Origin of the sequence: Arthrobacter sp. ov118, assembly GCF_900116495.1 — a bacterium.
Lineage (GTDB): Bacteria > Actinomycetota > Actinomycetes > Actinomycetales > Micrococcaceae > Arthrobacter.
Genome location: NZ_FPAY01000009.1, coordinates 134,680 through 150,936 on the forward strand (window position 1 = coordinate 134,680; position 16,257 = coordinate 150,936).

16 protein-coding genes are annotated in these 16,257 nt (G+C 66.2%); 14 read left to right on the forward strand and 2 right to left on the reverse strand.

Translation table 11 applies throughout. The features are described 5' to 3' along the window. Positions 1-73 precede the first annotated feature (73 nt). Both dapB and BM372_RS16040 read left to right on the forward strand, forming a co-directional pair. Complete coding sequence (dapB, locus tag BM372_RS16035; protein WP_090956447.1) at positions 74-832, forward strand: 4-hydroxy-tetrahydrodipicolinate reductase; 759 nt, start codon at positions 74-76, stop codon at positions 830-832. 5 nt (positions 833-837) lie between these two features. After that, a complete protein-coding gene (locus BM372_RS16040; RefSeq protein WP_090956448.1) occupies positions 838-1,320 on the forward strand; it encodes a hypothetical protein in 483 nt (160 codons plus the stop codon). Positions 1,321-1,349: 29 nt separating this feature from the next. On the opposite strand, the gene BM372_RS16045 is transcribed toward BM372_RS16040, so the two are convergent. Continuing rightward, positions 1,350-2,603, reverse strand: a complete 1,254-nt coding sequence (locus tag BM372_RS16045) for a heparan-alpha-glucosaminide N-acetyltransferase domain-containing protein (protein ID WP_090956449.1) — start codon at positions 2,601-2,603, stop codon at positions 1,350-1,352. A gap of 93 nt (positions 2,604-2,696) precedes the next feature. Between BM372_RS16045 and BM372_RS16050 the strand changes: the two genes are divergently transcribed. The 8 genes from BM372_RS16050 to BM372_RS16085 all read left to right on the forward strand — a co-directional run bounded on the left by BM372_RS16050 (position 2,697) and on the right by BM372_RS16085 (position 11,605). Then, positions 2,697-3,128 (forward strand): hypothetical protein, encoded by a 432-nt coding sequence (locus tag BM372_RS16050; RefSeq protein ID WP_256214338.1) that lies wholly within the window; start codon positions 2,697-2,699, stop codon positions 3,126-3,128. Between the two features lie 4 nt (positions 3,129-3,132). Next, entirely contained in the window at positions 3,133-3,897 is a 765-nt protein-coding gene (locus tag BM372_RS16055; RefSeq protein ID WP_090956450.1) for a carbon-nitrogen hydrolase family protein, read from the forward strand. Between the two features lie 105 nt (positions 3,898-4,002). Then, complete coding sequence (dapA, locus tag BM372_RS16060) at positions 4,003-4,911, forward strand: 4-hydroxy-tetrahydrodipicolinate synthase (RefSeq protein WP_090956451.1); 909 nt, start codon at positions 4,003-4,005, stop codon at positions 4,909-4,911. 60 nt (positions 4,912-4,971) lie between these two features. After that, positions 4,972-6,663, forward strand: a complete 1,692-nt coding sequence (locus BM372_RS16065) for a ribonuclease J (protein ID WP_090956452.1) — start codon at positions 4,972-4,974, stop codon at positions 6,661-6,663. 202 nt (positions 6,664-6,865) lie between these two features. After that, a complete protein-coding gene (locus BM372_RS16070) occupies positions 6,866-9,811 on the forward strand; it encodes an FtsK/SpoIIIE family DNA translocase (RefSeq protein WP_090956453.1) in 2,946 nt (981 codons plus the stop codon). A gap of 25 nt (positions 9,812-9,836) precedes the next feature. Beyond that, on the forward strand, positions 9,837-10,475 hold the full coding sequence (pgsA, locus tag BM372_RS16075) for a CDP-diacylglycerol--glycerol-3-phosphate 3-phosphatidyltransferase (RefSeq protein ID WP_090956454.1): 639 nt from the start codon (positions 9,837-9,839) through the stop codon (positions 10,473-10,475). Positions 10,476-10,537: 62 nt separating this feature from the next. Continuing rightward, positions 10,538-11,014, forward strand: a complete 477-nt coding sequence (locus BM372_RS16080) for a CinA family protein (RefSeq protein WP_371261757.1) — start codon at positions 10,538-10,540, stop codon at positions 11,012-11,014. Between the two features lie 138 nt (positions 11,015-11,152). Continuing rightward, positions 11,153-11,605 (forward strand): helix-turn-helix domain-containing protein, encoded by a 453-nt coding sequence (locus BM372_RS16085; RefSeq protein WP_018774460.1) that lies wholly within the window; start codon positions 11,153-11,155, stop codon positions 11,603-11,605. Positions 11,606-11,756: 151 nt separating this feature from the next. Here BM372_RS16085 and BM372_RS16090 read toward each other — a convergent pair whose 3' ends face one another. Continuing rightward, positions 11,757-12,272, reverse strand: coding sequence for a MarR family winged helix-turn-helix transcriptional regulator (locus tag BM372_RS16090; protein ID WP_090956456.1), 516 nt, complete (start codon positions 12,270-12,272; stop codon positions 11,757-11,759). A 41-nt stretch (positions 12,273-12,313) separates the two neighbouring features. Between BM372_RS16090 and BM372_RS16095 the strand changes: the two genes are divergently transcribed. From BM372_RS16095 to miaB, 4 genes are all read left to right on the forward strand, one after another. After that, entirely contained in the window at positions 12,314-12,550 is a 237-nt protein-coding gene (locus BM372_RS16095) for a DUF3046 domain-containing protein (RefSeq protein ID WP_090956457.1), read from the forward strand. 235 nt (positions 12,551-12,785) lie between these two features. Continuing rightward, positions 12,786-13,838, forward strand: coding sequence for a recombinase RecA (recA, locus tag BM372_RS16100; RefSeq protein ID WP_090956458.1), 1,053 nt, complete (start codon positions 12,786-12,788; stop codon positions 13,836-13,838). 265 nt (positions 13,839-14,103) lie between these two features. After that, positions 14,104-14,577 carry a regulatory protein RecX gene (locus BM372_RS16105; protein ID WP_090956513.1) on the forward strand — a complete coding sequence of 158 codons (474 nt, stop codon included), beginning with the start codon at positions 14,104-14,106 and terminating at the stop codon, positions 14,575-14,577. A 55-nt stretch (positions 14,578-14,632) separates the two neighbouring features. Next, positions 14,633-16,243, forward strand: coding sequence for a tRNA (N6-isopentenyl adenosine(37)-C2)-methylthiotransferase MiaB (gene miaB, locus BM372_RS16110; RefSeq protein WP_371261754.1), 1,611 nt, complete (start codon positions 14,633-14,635; stop codon positions 16,241-16,243). The last annotated feature ends 14 nt before the right edge of the window (positions 16,244-16,257 follow it).

The following is a 16,257-nucleotide window of genomic DNA, read 5'->3' on the forward strand; positions in this document are numbered from 1 at the left end:
CGTGGCCGCGGTGGCTCGTAACCCAACGCCGACGGTTCCGGGAGGGCGCGGCCCCGGCGGTAGGGTTGATGGCATGACCGAACAACTCTCCGTCGCCGTGCTGGGCGCCCGCGGGCGCATGGGCGTCGAAGCCGTGAAAGCTATCGACGCCGCCGCGGACCTCAAGCTTGTCGCGGCACTTGGCCGCAACGACTCCCTGGACACTCTGATCAGCTCCGGCGCACAGATCGTCGTCGACCTGACCATCCCCGAAAGCACCGAGGCGAACGTCCGCTTCGCCGTCGAGCACGGCATGCACGCCGTGGTCGGCACCACCGGCTGGGACGCCGGGCGGCTCGCGGACCTTCAAGAGCAGCTTGCCGACCGGCCCGGCGTCGGTGTGCTCATCGCCCCGAACTTCGCCCTCGGTTCGGTCCTGGCTTCTGCCTTTGCCGCCAAGGCGTCCAAGTACTTCGATTCCGTCGAAATTATCGAACTGCACCATCCGGAGAAGGTGGATGCCCCCTCCGGCACGGCTGTGCGGACCGCGCAGCTCATCTCGGCCGAGCGCGCTGCGGCCGGGATGCCCTCCAGCCCGGATGCCACGACCACTGAGCTGGCCGGCGCCCGCGGCTGCGACGTCGACGGCGTCCGGGTCCACAGCGTCCGGCTCCGCGGCCTCGTCGCGCACCAGGAGGTCCTGCTGGGCGGCCCGGGGGAGCAGTTGACGCTCCGCCACGACTCCTTTGACAGGGCCTCCTTCATGCCCGGCGTGTTGCTCGGGGTCCGCAACGTCGCGGCACACCCCGGACTCACTGTGGGGCTCGACGGCTATCTGGACCTGGGACTCTGAGCCCCGTGGCTGCTGCCCTGTCCGCCCTGAAAGCCAACCGCACCAAGATCTGGGTGGGGGCTGTCACGCTGTTGCTGGTGTTCTACCTGGTGGTGTCCTTTCAGCGTTCCCTGCTCCTCATGTCGGACCCCAGCCTCGTGGCGAAGGCCATCGGCGTCGCCTACCTCGTGCTGCCGGCCATCGGGGCCTGGGCCCTGGTCAGGGAGCTCCTCTTCGGTGCCCGCACCGAGCGTCTGGCGAAAATCCTCGAAGCCGAAGGCGGCCTGCCCGAGGACACCCTGCCGCGCACGCCTGCCGGCAGAATTGTCCGCGAGGCAGCAGACCGGGAATTCGAGAAATACCGCGCCGAGGCGGAAGCCGCCCCGGAAGACTGGCGTTCCTGGTTCCGGCTCAGCTGTGCTTACGACGCCGCCGGCGACCGCAAGCGCGCGCGCACCTCGATGCGCGATGCCGTACGGATGTTCCGCGCCGGGTCCCGGAAACCGTAGTAGATAGCCAGTAGCTTACGGACTAGTAGTTAACGGAAACGGGTCGGTTGGCGGACCCGGGCCGACTGGTGGCTGCCCACCCGGCTGGCGGCATGGGTGACCCACTCCAGCGGCCCGCGCCAGGTAAGTGCCGCAAAAGCGGCTCCGATCACCAGGACCCCGATGACCTGCGCCCAGTAGACGCCATCCACTGTCCAGCCGGGCGCCAGTGGCTGATTGTGCAGGGCCGCCATGACGCACAGATGCCCCGTGTAGAGGCTCAGCGTCATGGCCCCGGCGCCCCGGAACGCGAGCAGCAGATCAAGCTCCACCCATTCGCCCAGCCGGGCCAGCAGCAGGCACGCGCCAATCACGGCGGCGGCGACCCCCGCAGTGTGCAGCAGATCCAGCGTGCTGCCCGCGTGCGGTGAACTGGTGGCCAACCACCACACCGAGCCGGACTGTTCGGCGCCGACGAGGTTCACCTGCAGCAGACTTTCCAGCGGGTACGAGGGATCGCCGATTTGCGCCTCCAAGGCATGCCTTCCACCCCAGTCCTCCATCAGGATTATGCCCAGCCACTTGGCGCCGAGGGCCACCACCGTTCCCGCGGCGAGCAGCAGGAACGGCGTCATGCTTTTCGATAGCGCCATCCGGCCGATCGCCAGCCCCACCAGAAGGTAGGCGATCCACTGGAGCACAGGGTAATAGCCCGTGAGGAATAGGTCGCCCAGCAGTCTTGCCGGCGTGGTCAGGTCCTCCCAGCCGGGGTTATGCCCCAGCCGCAGGGGCGGATCTGCTGCCAGCAGCCAGGGCCGCAACAGGTATGCCAGCACCGGGGAGGCCAGGACCCAAGCGGCCGCGAGCAGCAGAAGGCGCCTGGCTCCCAATCCGACAAACGGCAACACGCACAAGAACAACAGCGCGTAGTGGACCAGAATGATGGCGATATTGACTTCCAAGCCGCCTACCGAGAAGCCGACGGCACCTATGACGAGCGCCCTGAGGGCGATGCCACGGCGGGCAGCTCCGAGCGCGGATCCCTCGAGGGGCTGCTGCTTGCCGGTGGAGAGGGCTAGTCCGACGCCGGCCAGCACGGCGAACAGCGCGGCCGCCCGTCCGGAAAATGCCAGCCCAACCCAGGTGGGCGTGAGCTGCGGATCCGACTCGAAGGTCGGCAGCACGTGGGTGGCCATCATCGCCAGCAACGCCAGCCCGCGTGCTGCGTCAATCCCGGTCAGCCGGGCGCCGGCAGAGGTGCCTTTGGCGGTCCGGGAGGCAGTGGCGGTTCCGCGTGCGGTCATCGTTTGATCGTCTCATGTTCGGCCTCGTTGAGGCGTCATTAAGAGTCCTGAGCCACCCTTGTATTCGAATACATGTTCGAATAAGATGGCCGCATGGACGACGCCTCAGAACCCGCATTCCTGAACCCCGACTTCGCAGGCCCGGAACGGACCGGTTTGCCGGCCGTTGGTCGTGCCAAGGGCTGCGAAGCCGGGGCTGGAGTCCTTAAGGCCATGAGCCCGGGCGTTGTGGACTTCCTCTTCCGGCGGCTTGTTGCGGGTGAGCCGGCGGAAGATGTCCAGTGGGGGCAGGAAGGGACGGCCCTGGCCGTAGCGCCGCCAGGAGCGGAGCTGGCCCGGCGGCTGGCTGAGACTGATCTCGACGCGCTCACTCCAACGGAATTGTTCCACTACGTGCGGGCGGCCCAGCGGCTCGCCTCCTGGGCGGAGTCTCTGCGCGAGACCGCTGTCGGACGTTACTGCTCGTTGCCCGCGGCACCGTCAACGTCCTCCGATTATCAAGAGGGAGGTGGATGCCTAGGATGACAGGGTGACCACTGGCTCAATGACCTCGCTGACGCTTTCCGCCATTCAGTACGTTTCCCTGGATGGTGGCGTGGCGGCCAACGTGACCGAACACATCCGCCTGATCGAGGATGCAGAGTCGCACGGGGCCCGGCTCGTCATTTTTCCGGAACTCTCCCTGACCGGGTATCGGCTGGATCTGCTGGAGGGCCCGGGGGATTGGCTGAGTGCGGCCGACGGACGCTTGGACGGCATCCGCGAGATCTGCCGGCGGACCGGAATCACGGCTGTGGTCGGTGCGGCGTTCAAGGAGGACGACGGCACGCCGCGGCTCGCCTCCCTGGCGATCCACCCCACGGGAACCATCGAGCCCAGCTTCAAAACCCGGCTGCACGGGGCGGAGCAGGAGCTTTTTGTTGCCGGAAGCCACCCCTTGGTCCTGGAGGTCGACGGCTGGAAGGTCGCTTTGGCCCTTTGTCTCGACGCCGCCCACCCTGCCCACGCGGAGTGGGCTGCCCGGTCGGGCGCCGACGTCTATGCCGTCTCGGCTCTCTACACGGCCGGGGAAGACCATCGGCTGGGACTCCATCTTGGCGCCCGCGCCATGGACAACCGGATGTTCTCCGTTCTGGCGAACCTCGGGGGCGCCACGCCGTCGGGCCCCTCCTGCGGGCTGAGCGGCTTTTGGGGACCGGACGGGCTTCCTCACGGGCAGGCGGCCGGAACCGGGACCGAAGTACTGACGGCCAGTCTCCAGTACAGTCTTCTGGCCCGGTACCGGCAGCCCTGAGCCCCGGCCGGAAGACCGAAAAGTGACCTGCGGACCGGCGAGTTTGACGTTCGTCACACTGTCCCCATTGTCCTAACATGCCGGAGACAAGGTAACGTTTTTCATATGGCTGACTCTGATATTCGCTCTTACACGTTCGGGACCCTCGTGACTGCCATGGTCACACCTTTCACCGCCGACGGTGAGGTCGATTACCAGCAGAACGCCGAACTGGCGAACAGGCTCGTCGACGAAGGCAATGACGCCCTCGTCATCTCCGGCACCACCGGGGAGACCTCCACGCTCGAGGACGACGAAAAAGAGAAGCTTTTCCGCGTTATTGTCGAGGCCGTCGGCGACCGCGCGAAGGTGATCGCCGGAACCGGGACCAACCACACGTCGCACTCGATCGAGATGGCCAAGCGCGCCGCCAAGGCCGGAGCCCACGGCCAGCTGATCGTCACGCCGTATTACAACAAGCCGAGCCAAGCTGGCATCATCGCCCACGTCGAGGCCGTGGCAGACGCCGCCGACCTCCCCGTCATGGTGTACGACATCCCTGGCCGCGCCGGAGTCCCCATCCTGCCCGAGACCATGATCCGGCTCGCCGACCACCCCAACGTCGTGGCCCTCAAGGACGCGAAGGCAGATTTCGCCGCCGTCACCCAGGTGCTGGCGAACACCGACCTTGATGTCTACTCCGGCGACGACGGACTCACGCTGCCCTGGATGGCCGCCGGCGCCGTCGGGCTGGTGAGCGTCTCTGCGCACGTCGCGTCGCGGCAGTTCCGCGCCCTGATCGATGCCGCCCTTGCAGGTGATTTCGCAACCGCCCGCACCCTACATTTCGAACTGGACCCCGTGGTCCGCGCAGTGATGTCCCATATCCAGGGTGCTGTCGCTGCCAAGCAGGTTCTTAAGTGGCAGGGAGTCCTGCCCAACTCGGTTGTCCGTTTGCCCCTCGTGGAGCCGGGCGAGGCCGAGATCGCAATCATCCGCGAGGATTTGGCGGAAGCGGGGATGGTCTTGTCCTGATCAGGAGCATCTCCCGATCGTCAAGAACCAGCCCGGCTCCTGCCTGGAAAGTAGTGCACTATGACCCAAACCGCCCTTCTTGGCCTTGCCACGCCCCCGAAACTGCCGAAGGACACCCTGCGGATCGTCCCGCTCGGTGGCCTCGGGGAAATCGGCCGCAATATGACGGTCTTCGAGATCGAGGGCAAGCTCCTCATCGTTGACTGCGGCGTGCTGTTCCCTGAGGAGACGCAGCCCGGCGTCGACCTCATCCTGCCGGACTTCTCCTACATCGAGAACCGACTCGATGACATCGTCGCGGTGGTGCTCACGCACGGCCACGAGGACCACATCGGAGCTGTCCCGTACCTGCTGCGCCTGCGCGCCGACATCCCCATCGTGGGTTCGCAGCTGACGCTGGCCCTCATTGAGGCCAAGCTGCAGGAGCACCGGATCAAGCCGTACACGATGACCGTTGTCGAGGGCCAGGTCGAGAAGTTCGGGCCGTTCGAATGCGAGTTCGTCGCCGTCAACCACTCGATCCCGGACGCCCTGGCAGTGTTCCTGCGGACCGCGGGCGGCACCGTCCTGCACACCGGTGACTTCAAGATGGACCAGCTGCCGCTGGACGGCCGCATCACCGACCTCCGGCACTTCGCCAAGCTGGGCGAAGAAGGCGTGGACCTGTTCATGTCGGACTCGACCAATGCCGACGTCCCGGGCTTCACCACCGCCGAGAAGGAAATCGGACCGACGCTGGACCGGATGTTCGGCCAGGCCTCCAAGCGCATCATCGTGGCCTCCTTCTCTTCCCACGTGCACCGCGTCCAGCAGGTGCTCGACGCCGCCGCCAACCACAATCGCAAGGTCGCCTTCGTGGGCCGCTCCATGGTCCGGAACATGGCCATCGCCGCGAAGCTGGGCTACCTGGAGGTCCCGGCCGGGATCCTCGTGGACATCAAGAACATCGACAACCTGCCGGACAACCGGGTGGTGCTGATGTCCACCGGTTCCCAGGGTGAGCCCATGGCGGCCTTGTCCCGCATGGCCAACGGCGACCACCGCGTCGTCGTCGGCGATGGCGACACTGTCATCCTCGCCTCAAGCCTGATCCCGGGCAACGAAAACGCGGTCTTCCGCATCATCAACGGGCTGTTGAAGCTCGGCGCCGATGTCATCCACAAGGGCAACGCCAAGGTGCACGTCTCCGGCCATGCCGCCGCCGGCGAGCTGCTTTACTGCTACAACATCCTTGAACCGCTCAACGCCATGCCGGTGCACGGCGAAACCCGGCACCTTATCGCCAACGGCAAGATCGCCCTTGAGTCCGGAGTTCCGGAGGAGAGCATTCTGCTCGCGGACAACGGCACGGTGATCGACCTGCGCGACCACCAGGCAGACATCGTGGGCCAGGTCGAGGTCGGTTTCGTCTATGTTGACGGCTCCAGCGTCGGCGAGGTCACCGAAGCCGACCTCAAGGACCGGCAGACGCTCGGGGACGAAGGCTTCATTTCCATCATCACCGTCATCCACCGCGCCACCGGCAAGGTGGTGTCCGGACCGGAGATTCATGCCCGCGGCGTGGCCGAGGACGATTCCGTTTTCGATGAAATCATCCCCAAGATCAACCAGGCGCTCGAAGAGGCCGTGCAGAACCGCACGGACCACACGACGCACCAGTTGCAGCAGGTCGTCCGGCGCGTGGTGGGCACCTGGGTCAACCGCAAGCTGCGTCGCAAGCCCATGATCATCCCGGTGGTCCTGGAGGCATAGAACGGCGTAAGGCGGCGTGGGGAGGCGTGAGCCCCCACGCCCGCCGCTTGCATCCTTCGGTGAACGGCCTCTCCGGCCCGCTCGCAGCCCCAGGGCCGCGGCGGGCAGGGGAGGCCGTTTCGCGTAGGAGCGGGAGGCAACATGATCCCGGCCGCCCCGGAAATCCGGGGTTTTCGGCCCGGCGTCCGGTACCGTGGCGGGTATGGCGACTCGTACTTCTTCCGCGCCTAGAGGAAACTCAAGCGGCAAATCAGGCAGTTCTCCCGGCCGGGGGTCCAGTCCCGCCGCATCCAAATCTGCCCGGCCACGGGGCACCGCAGGTGGAACCACGGCCCGGACCCGGCAGATGGCCGCCGTCGAGCCGCACCAGCCGTGGGCCGTACGGCTGCTGGCCGGTGCGTGGCTCGGCATCGGCCATGTTGTCGGCGCGGGGATCCGGCGGGTCGGCCACGACGTCAGCGACCTCGCCCCCGAGGACCGCCGCGACGGCGCCGCACTATTCAACCTGGCCCTGGGCGTCTTCATCGCCACGTTCGCATGGTGGGGGTTCCGAGGCTGGTTCCCCGACCTCGTGTTTGCGATTGTCAACGGCACCTTCGGCTGGATGTCCCTGCTGCTGCCGCTCATGCTGTTCGTGTGCGCCTTTCGCCTGTTCCGCCAGCCTCACGACGGCCGCGGCAACAACAGGATCGGCATCGGCTTCCTGATCATGACCTTTGCCGGCTCCGGCCTGGCCCACGTGATTGGCGGCCAGCCCACCGTGGCCGAGGGGTTCGACGGCCTGCGCAGGGCCGGCGGCATGCTCGGCTACCTCGCCGCGGCCCCGCTGGCCGCACTCCACCCCGCAGTCCCTCTGGTGGTGTACGGGCTGCTGGCCTTCACCTCGCTGCTGATTGTGACGGCAACACCGTTCGGCGCCATCCCCGGCCGCCTGCGCGACGGATACGAGCACCTGATGGGCATCGACCTGCGCGACGACGACGCCGGTGACGGGCATGACCGCAGCTACCTCTACGAGAACGACGCCCCGGCCTCGCCCAAGAAGAAGCGCAAGCGCCTGTTCGGCAAGGATCAGGACGACGTCGACGTCGACGGCTACGTCGGCGACGAAGCGTTCGAGCGGGCACTGATCGACGATGACGAAGCAGCCGATGCCGCGCCGCCCGCGCGGGGGAAGGGCGCCAAGGCGCTCCCTGCCGTGGCACCCGATGTCGCGCCGGGAGTCCGCCGTCCCACGCAGGCCGAGATCGCCGTCGAAAAGATCAAGGCGGCCCAGGGCCTCGGCTCCTCCGCACCGGGCACGGCCGAGTCCTCCGCTGACGAGTTCGCCACCGAAGCCATTCCGCTGGTGACGCCCGGGATGGTCGGCGCGGGTAGCCAAAACCCGGCAGCCGTGGCAGCCGCGAAAGTTCCCTCCAACCCGGTGGCACCGGCACCGCTGCCCACCCCAATACCGCAGCGCACCGAGCAGCTCTCGCTGGCCGGCGATGTCACCTACACGCTGCCGGCGTCGGACATGCTCACGCCCGGCTCCATTCCGAAGGAACGCACCGAGGCCAACGACGCCATTGTGGCCTCGCTGACCGAGACCCTCACACAGTTCAACGTGGACGCCCAGGTGACCGGCTTCAGCCGCGGCCCCACGGTGACGCGGTACGAGATCGAGCTGTCCCCGGGCACCAAGGTGGAGCGGGTTACCGCGCTGTCCAAGAACATCTCCTACGCGGTGGCGAGCTCGGACGTCCGCATTCTGAGCCCCATCCCGGGCAAGTCCGCCATCGGCATCGAAATCCCCAATACGGACCGCGAGACCGTGTCCCTGGGCGACGTGCTCCGCAGCCAGAACGCCCGACGCACGGACCACCCGATGGTCATGGGCGTAGGCAAGGACGTCGAGGGCGGCTACGTCGTGGCCAACCTCGCCAAGATGCCGCACCTGCTGGTCGCCGGCGCCACCGGTGCCGGCAAGTCCTCATTCGTGAACTCGATGATCACCTCGATTCTCATGCGTGCCACCCCGGACGAGGTCCGCATGGTCATGGTGGACCCCAAGCGCGTGGAGCTGACGGCCTACGAGGGGGTTCCGCACCTCATCACCCCCATCATCACAAACCCGAAGAAGGCGGCAGAGGCGCTGCAGTGGGTGGTCCGGGAAATGGACGCCCGTTACGACGACCTCGCCAACTACGGGTTCAAGCACATCGATGACTTCAACAAAGCTGTCCGGGCCGGCAAGGTCCACCCGCCGGTGGACTCCAAGCGCGTCATCAAGCCCTACCCCTACCTGCTGGTGATCGTGGACGAACTCGCCGACCTCATGATGGTGGCCCCGCGCGACGTCGAAGACTCCATTGTTCGCATCACCCAGTTGGCGCGTGCCGCCGGCATCCACCTGGTGCTGGCTACCCAGCGTCCGTCTGTCGACGTCGTGACCGGCCTGATCAAGGCCAACGTGCCCTCGCGCATGGCCTTCGCCACCTCCTCCGTCACCGACTCCCGCGTGGTCTTGGACCAGCCGGGCGCCGAAAAACTGATCGGCCAGGGCGACGCTTTGTTCCTGCCGATGGGCGCCTCCAAGGCGATGCGTGTCCAGGGCGCATGGGTCACCGAGTCTGAGATCCACAAGGTGGTCGAGCACGTCAAGGGCCAGCTCCAGGCCGTCTACCGTGACGACGTCGCGCCCGAAGCGCAGAAGAAGCAGATCGACGACGACATCGGGGACGACCTCGAAGTCCTGCTGCAGGCGACCGAGCTCGTCGTGACCACCCAGTTCGGCTCCACCTCGATGTTGCAGCGCAAGCTCCGGGTCGGCTTCGCCAAGGCCGGACGCCTCATGGACCTGCTGGAGTCACGCGGAGTGGTGGGCCCGTCCGAGGGCTCCAAGGCCCGCGATGTGCTGGTCAAGCCGGATGACCTCGCCGCCGTGCTCGCCGCCATGAAGGGCCTCGAGGCTCCCGCCGCCGCGGACTCCCAGACGGCGGCCCTGAGCGATAACGCCAATGCAAACATCGCCCAGGGCGGCTACGCGGAGGACCTCGTGGCGGCTGACCTGGATAACCGTACCCAGGCAATCGACTACCACGACGGAGCCGACAGCTCCGAGGATGAGGACGGCTCAGAGGACGCCTGGTCGCTCACCGGACGGTAGGGTGCTGAGACGGTAGCCTAGGAAGGTGAATAGCGCCGAAGCCAACGCCGGGTCCGCCTCGCGGATCTGGAACCTGCCGAACATCCTGACGATGCTGCGGATTGTGCTGGTGCCATTCTTCGTCTGGTTCCTGGTCCTCGACGCCCCCGGACTGCAGGCCCAAAACGGCATCTGGCGCTGGGCCGCCGCGCTTGTTTTCGCCGTCGCGATCTACACGGACAAGCTCGACGGCGACATCGCCAGGTCCCGCGGACTGGTCACCGACTTCGGCAAGATTGCGGACCCGATCGCCGACAAGCTCCTGATCGGCTCTGCCCTGGTCATGCTCTCGCTGCTGCAGGAACTCCCGTGGTGGGTCACCATCCTGATCTTGGTCAGGGAATGGGGCATCACAGCTTTGCGGTTCTTCGTCATCCGCTACGGCGTCATTCCGGCCTCGCGCGGCGGGAAGCTCAAGACGGTGGTGCAGACGTTGGCCATCTTCCTGTACATCCTTCCGCTCTCATCAATCGCCCCCTGGCTCGGCGTCGTGGCGTTCGTCGTCATGATGGCTGCACTGGCCATCACGCTGTGGACCGGCGGCGAATACGTCATTGAGGCCCTCAAGGTCCGGTCCTCCGGGATCAGGGCCGAGAAAGCACGGGTACGGGAGGACAAACCATGACGGAGCCGAACGACGACGCGAACTCCGGTCAGCACGCCAAACTCCACCCCAATCTTCACCGGATGTCGGAGCTGGCCGTCACCGAGGCCATCGGCCGCGGCATGACTGCTGCCACCGCAGAATCCCTGACGGCCGGTATGGTGGCTGCCGTTTTGGCCGACACGCCCGGAGCGTCGGCAATGCTGCAGGGCGGTGTGGTGTCCTACGCCAACTCCGTCAAGACCGGCGTCCTGGGCGTCCCAGGCGAACTGCTCGCAGCCGTCGGCTCCGTGGATGGACAGGTCGCCGCGGCCATGGCAGACGGCGCCCGCCGTGTCTGCGGCGCCGACATCGGCGTGTCCACCACCGGTGTTGCCGGCCCCGAGCCGCATGACGGCAAGGCCGTCGGCACGGTCTTTATCGGCATCGCCACGACAGCAGGATCGACATCGTACCCGTATTCCTTTGAGGGCACCCGCGCCGAGATCCGTGCCCTTGCCTGTAGTGCGGCCCTGGAACGCCTGCTGGAAGCCCTATCTTCTGAAAGCTACCGGGCGTAAAGTTGCCGGGAACAAAAGTTGATTCCGAATAGTTGTTACATTGTGTCGCTTCCAAATGAGGGAGGCGCCTAGGATGAAGTCATCAGCAGAGTCCGCCCCACCGGCGGATGAAACAGTACGAGGAGCAAGGCGATACAGATGGTAAAGCAGCCCGTATCCGTAAACGGCGTTGTCCGCTGGAAGGATGTGGGCCTCGCCGATCAGGCAAAGAGCGAACAGAAGGAGCGCAAGATGGTTGTACTTCGTCACGAAATCGGTGATGTCCTGCGCGATGTCCGCCAGCGCCAAGGCCGTACCCTCCGCGAAGTCTCGCACAGTGCCCGTGTTTCCCTGGGCTACCTGAGTGAAGTGGAACGTGGCCAAAAGGAAGCCTCCTCGGAGTTGCTGTCCTCGATCTGCTCGGCCCTCGATGTTCCGCTTTCGAGCATGCTCCGTGAAGTCAGCGACCGCGTTGCGGTCGCCGAGGGTGTGGCCGTTCCGGACACCGTCCCCCAGGAGTTCGCGCAACGCTACGGCCGCGACCTCGACCGCGAACTCAACTCCGACCTCAGCGACGAGCTGGCGAAGGGCCTCCTTTCCGGAGCACGCTAAACGCCAACTCACCTGACACTCAGACAAGGACCCCCAGCTGTTAGCCGGGGGTCCTTTCGCGTTCCTTCACAGCGCCAACATCACAGCACAGACTTCACAGCACAGACATCATCTCGCCGAGTTCATCCCGCCGTCAGGCCGCATGGTCCCGTCAGGCGGAATCGTCCCGGGGGAACCCGTCGCGTTCGTAGGTGGCATTGAGCTTCGCCATGTAAGTCGCAAGTGCCTGCAGGTCCTCGGCGGGCCACTCCGACAAGCGCTCCCGGAATACTTCACGCCGCGCGTCCTGGACATCGTGCATCCTTTTCTCGCCCTCGGGAGTCAGCCGGATGGACTGCGCCCGGCCGTCGAGGGGATCTGCTTCCTTCGACACTAGGCCGAGGCCCTCGAGGAAGGCGATCTGCCGGCTCACCGAGGGCTTGCCGACGCCGATGCACGAGGCGAGTTCGGTCAGCCGGATGGGCCCCTGCTTGCGGATCACGCTGAGCAGCCCGTAGGCGGCGGGTTCCATGTCCGGATGGACCTCGCGCGAGAGCTGATGGGAAATAGACCGGCCACGGCGCCACAGCAGGCTCAGTTGATCCTCGACGGCGTTCAGGGCGGTGTCGACATCAGGATCGGCGTTTCCGGAGGCGGACTCTCCGGCAGCGTCGGGTGGGTTGCTCATGGCAACCATTCTAAGGTCCCGCGCCGTGAGAGACTTTACTGGTGCGAATCAGCGACTTTTGGCGGCTTATGGACGACGAGTTCGGTGCGGGATATTCCCGCGTGCTCAGCAGTTCCCTGGTCCTGGCCGGGGTCGGCGGACGCACGGCGGACCAGGCGCTCAGTGCCGGAATCCCGCCCCGCCAGGTCTGGCTGGCCGTCTGCGATGTCCAGGACGTTCCGCCGGAACGCCGCCTCGGCCGGGACATCAAACCCCGGGACAACGCCGGCCCCAATTAGCGTCCGTAGCGCCGGACCCGGTTAGCGCCCGGGGCGCCGGGGGAGCGGCTCGGCCTGACACGCCACCCCCGTTGTTCGAATATCTGTTCGGATAGGGATATGCTTTTTTCCAAAGCGTTTTCCACATACGCGGTCCCCTCCGCAACTTTGTCGGAGGGTGCCAGTAGCGTCAGTGATGACAGACGAAGGGCCTACTCGGCCACTCCACAGCGAGAAAGTATTAGAGGTGTGAACCATGGCCGCAGCCCCGGATCGCCAGAAGGCGCTCGACGCAGCGCTTGCCCAGATTGACAAGCAGTTCGGCAAAGGCTCGGTCATGCGCCTCGGCGACGAAGTCCGTGCGCCCATCGAGGTCATTCCGACCGGTTCCATCGCCCTGGACGTCGCTTTGGGAATTGGCGGCCTGCCCCGCGGCCGCATCGTGGAAATCTACGGACCGGAATCTTCCGGTAAGACCACCGTCGCCCTGCACGCCGTCGCCAACGCGCAGCGCAACGGCGGCATTGCGGCGTTCATTGACGCCGAACACGCCCTGGATCCGGAATACGCTGCCAAGCTGGGCGTCGACACCGACGCGCTGCTCGTATCCCAGCCGGACACCGGCGAGCAGGCCCTGGAAATCATGGACATGCTCATCGGCTCCGGCTCCCTGGACGTCATCGTCATTGACTCCGTCGCCGCCCTCGTTCCCCGGGCGGAAATCGAAGGCGACATGGGCGACAGCCACGTGGGCCTGCAGGCCCGCCTGATGAGCCAGGCGCTGCGTAAGATCACCGGCCGCCTGAGCCAAACCAAGACCACGGCCATCTTCATCAACCAGCTGCGCGAGAAGATCGGCGTGTTCTTCGGCTCACCCGAGACCACTACCGGTGGTAAGGCCCTGAAGTTCTACGCGTCGGTCCGCATCGACGTCCGCCGGATCCAGACCCTGAAGGAAGGCGCGGACTCGGTCGGCAACCGGACCAAGGCCAAGATCGTCAAGAACAAGATGGCCCCGCCCTTCAAGATCGCAGAGTTCGACATCATCTACGGCCAGGGCATCTCCCGCGAGGGCGGCATCATCGATATGGGCGTCGAGCACGGCCTGATCAAGAAGTCGGGCTCCTGGTTCACCTACGACGGCGACCAGCTCGGCCAGGGCATGGAGAACTCCCGCCGCTTCCTGCGCGACAACCCTGAGCTGGCGGCTGAACTCGAGCGCCTTATCAAGGAAAAGCTCGGCGTCGGTGTGAAGGCCCCGGCCGAAACCGAGGAATCACCGAAGCTGAAGGCCGTTGACGGCTTCTAGCGCCGGAGCCGGCACCGGGTCAGGGTTCCAGCAGTGGAACCCTGACCCGGATGCCGCCAGTGACCCCTGGGCTGGTTCCGACGGTCGTGAGTCGCGTGGATCGCGAGTCTCAAGCTCCCGCAGTTCACAGAGCTCAGGCAATTCACACAGCTCACATAATTCACAGAACTCACGCAGTTCACGGAGCTCACGCAAAGCCCAGGGCTCAGCTGGGCCAGCTCCGGAGCTCGATCCGGAAGCAGATCCCGCGGCCGTTGCCAGGGCCATCGTGCTGCGGCAACTGACGAGTTCGCCTAAGAGCCGGCTGCAGCTTTCGCGCAAACTAGCCGAACGCAACGTCCCCGAGGACGTGGCCGAGGCCGTGCTGGACCGCTTCGAGGAAGTGCGGCTGGTAGACGATACCGAGTTCGCGGACATGTGGGTCCGCAGCCGGTCCCAGACGCGCAAGCTCGCCAAAGGCGCCTTGAGGCGTGAACTCGCGGACAAGGGCATCGACCCGGAGACTGCTGCCGGCGCGCTCGAACAGCTCAGCGACGCCGACGAAGAGGCGGCCGCCCGCGAGCTCGTCGAGCGCAAGCTGCGCGGATTCACCGGCGGCGAGGACCGGGCGGAACGCGACAAGGTCACGCGGCGCCTCGCGTCCATGCTGGCCCGCAAGGGATACCAGCCATCGCTCGCCTTCCGGATTGTCGGTGAGGTGCTCAATGCCGTTGCCGGCAACGCCGCGGCAAGAGACTGAGCGTCTGGGCAGACGGCCTGCGCCAGCCATGGTGCCGACCCGTTACCCTTAACAGGTGAGTTTTACCATTCCCTCCCCGGCAGCCGGCACAACGTCTCAATCAGAGTCCCCAGCTGTGTCTGCGGCTGCCAGCTCGGACGCGGCTGCCGCAGGGCACAGTTCCGGGCCGGCCCAGCCGCGCACCTACCAGGTCCGCACCTTCGGCTGCCAAATGAACGTGCACGATTCCGAGCGTATGGCGGGCATGCTGGAGGCCGCGGGCTACGTTCCGTCCGCCGGCGAATTGGCTGACGTCGTGGTCTTCAACACCTGCGCCGTGCGGGAGAACGCGGACAACAAGCTGTACGGCAACCTCGGCATCCTGGCCCCGGTGAAGGCCGCGAACCCGGGCATGCAGATCGCCGTCGGCGGCTGTCTCGCGCAGAAGGACCGGGAGACCATCCTGAAGAAGGCTCCGTGGGTGGACGCAGTCTTCGGAACTCACAATGTCGGGGCCCTGCCGGCGCTGCTCGACCGCGCCCGCCACAACAGCGAGGCCCAGCTGGAGATCCTCGAGTCCCTCGACGTCTTCCCCTCAACTCTCCCCACCAAGCGCGACTCCGTCTATTCGGGCTGGGTGTCCATTTCGGTCGGGTGCAACAACACGTGTACTTTCTGCATCGTCCCTGCCCTGCGGGGCAAGGAAAAAGACCGCCGCCCAGGGGAGATCCTGGCCGAAATCCAGGCCCTCGTGGACGACGGCGCCATTGAGGTGACCCTGCTGGGTCAGAACGTGAATTCCTACGGCGTCGAGTTCGGCGACCGGCAGGCCTTCTCGAAGCTCCTGCGCGCCTGCGGGGAAATACCCGGCCTTGAGCGCGTCCGCTTCACGAGCCCGCACCCGGCAGCCTTCACCGACGACGTCATCGACGCCATGGCAGAGACCGCCAACGTCATGCCCCAGCTGCACATGCCCCTGCAGTCCGGTTCGGACAAGGTCCTCAAGGACATGAAGCGGTCCTACCGGTCCACCAAGTTCCTCGGCATCCTGGAGAAGGTCCGGGAGAAAATCCCGCACGCGGCGATCTCCACCGACATCATCGTCGGTTTCCCCGGCGAGACCGAGGAAGACTTCCAGGCCACGCTCGACGTCGTCGAGAAGTCCCGGTTCGCCACCGCCTTCACCTTCCAGTACTCCAAGCGCCCGGGCACCCCCGCCGCGGACCTGCCGGATCAACTGCCCAAAGCCGTGGTCCAGGAACGCTTCGAGCGCCTCACAGCCCTGCAGGACCGGATCGCGGCGGAGGAAAACGCCCGCCAGCTCGGCCGCCGAGTCGAAGTTCTGGTCACCGCCCAGTCGGGCCGCAAAGCCGAGGAAACCCACCGCCTCTCCGGCCGCTCCCAGGACCAGCGGCTGGTGCACTTCTCTGTGCCCGCCGGCGCCGAAGTGCCCCGGCCCGGCGACCTGGTGACCGTCACCATCACGGAGGCGGGCGCTTTCCACCTGATCGCCGATCCCGCAACCGCCGAGGACTACAGCCTGCGCCGCTCCCGTGCCGGCGACGCCTGGGACCGTTCGCAGGCCGACTCCTGCGGCGCCCCGGCAGGGCCTGGAGGAAAAACCCGGACTTCGGGCAGCACCGGCGTGTCGTTGGGCATGCCAAGCCTGCCGATCCGCGGCCGTTAGCCCCGTGCCGGGCC

Excerpts from the sequence above, each read along its gene's own strand:
- dapB (WP_090956447.1), top strand. The coding sequence starts at position 74 with ATGACCGAACAACTCTCCGTCGCCGTGCTGGGCGCCCGCGGGCGCATG.
- BM372_RS16045 (WP_090956449.1), bottom strand. The coding sequence starts at position 2,603 with ATGACCGCACGCGGAACCGCCACTGCCTCCCGGACCGCCAAAGGCACC.
- BM372_RS16050 (WP_256214338.1), top strand. The coding sequence starts at position 2,697 with ATGGACGACGCCTCAGAACCCGCATTCCTGAACCCCGACTTCGCAGGC.
- dapA (WP_090956451.1), top strand. The coding sequence starts at position 4,003 with ATGGCTGACTCTGATATTCGCTCTTACACGTTCGGGACCCTCGTGACT.
- BM372_RS16065 (WP_090956452.1), top strand. The coding sequence starts at position 4,972 with ATGACCCAAACCGCCCTTCTTGGCCTTGCCACGCCCCCGAAACTGCCG.
- BM372_RS16070 (WP_090956453.1), top strand. The coding sequence starts at position 6,866 with ATGGCGACTCGTACTTCTTCCGCGCCTAGAGGAAACTCAAGCGGCAAA.
- BM372_RS16080 (WP_371261757.1), top strand. The coding sequence starts at position 10,538 with ATGTCGGAGCTGGCCGTCACCGAGGCCATCGGCCGCGGCATGACTGCT.
- BM372_RS16085 (WP_018774460.1), top strand. The coding sequence starts at position 11,153 with ATGGTAAAGCAGCCCGTATCCGTAAACGGCGTTGTCCGCTGGAAGGAT.
- BM372_RS16090 (WP_090956456.1), bottom strand. The coding sequence starts at position 12,272 with ATGAGCAACCCACCCGACGCTGCCGGAGAGTCCGCCTCCGGAAACGCC.
- recA (WP_090956458.1), top strand. The coding sequence starts at position 12,786 with ATGGCCGCAGCCCCGGATCGCCAGAAGGCGCTCGACGCAGCGCTTGCC.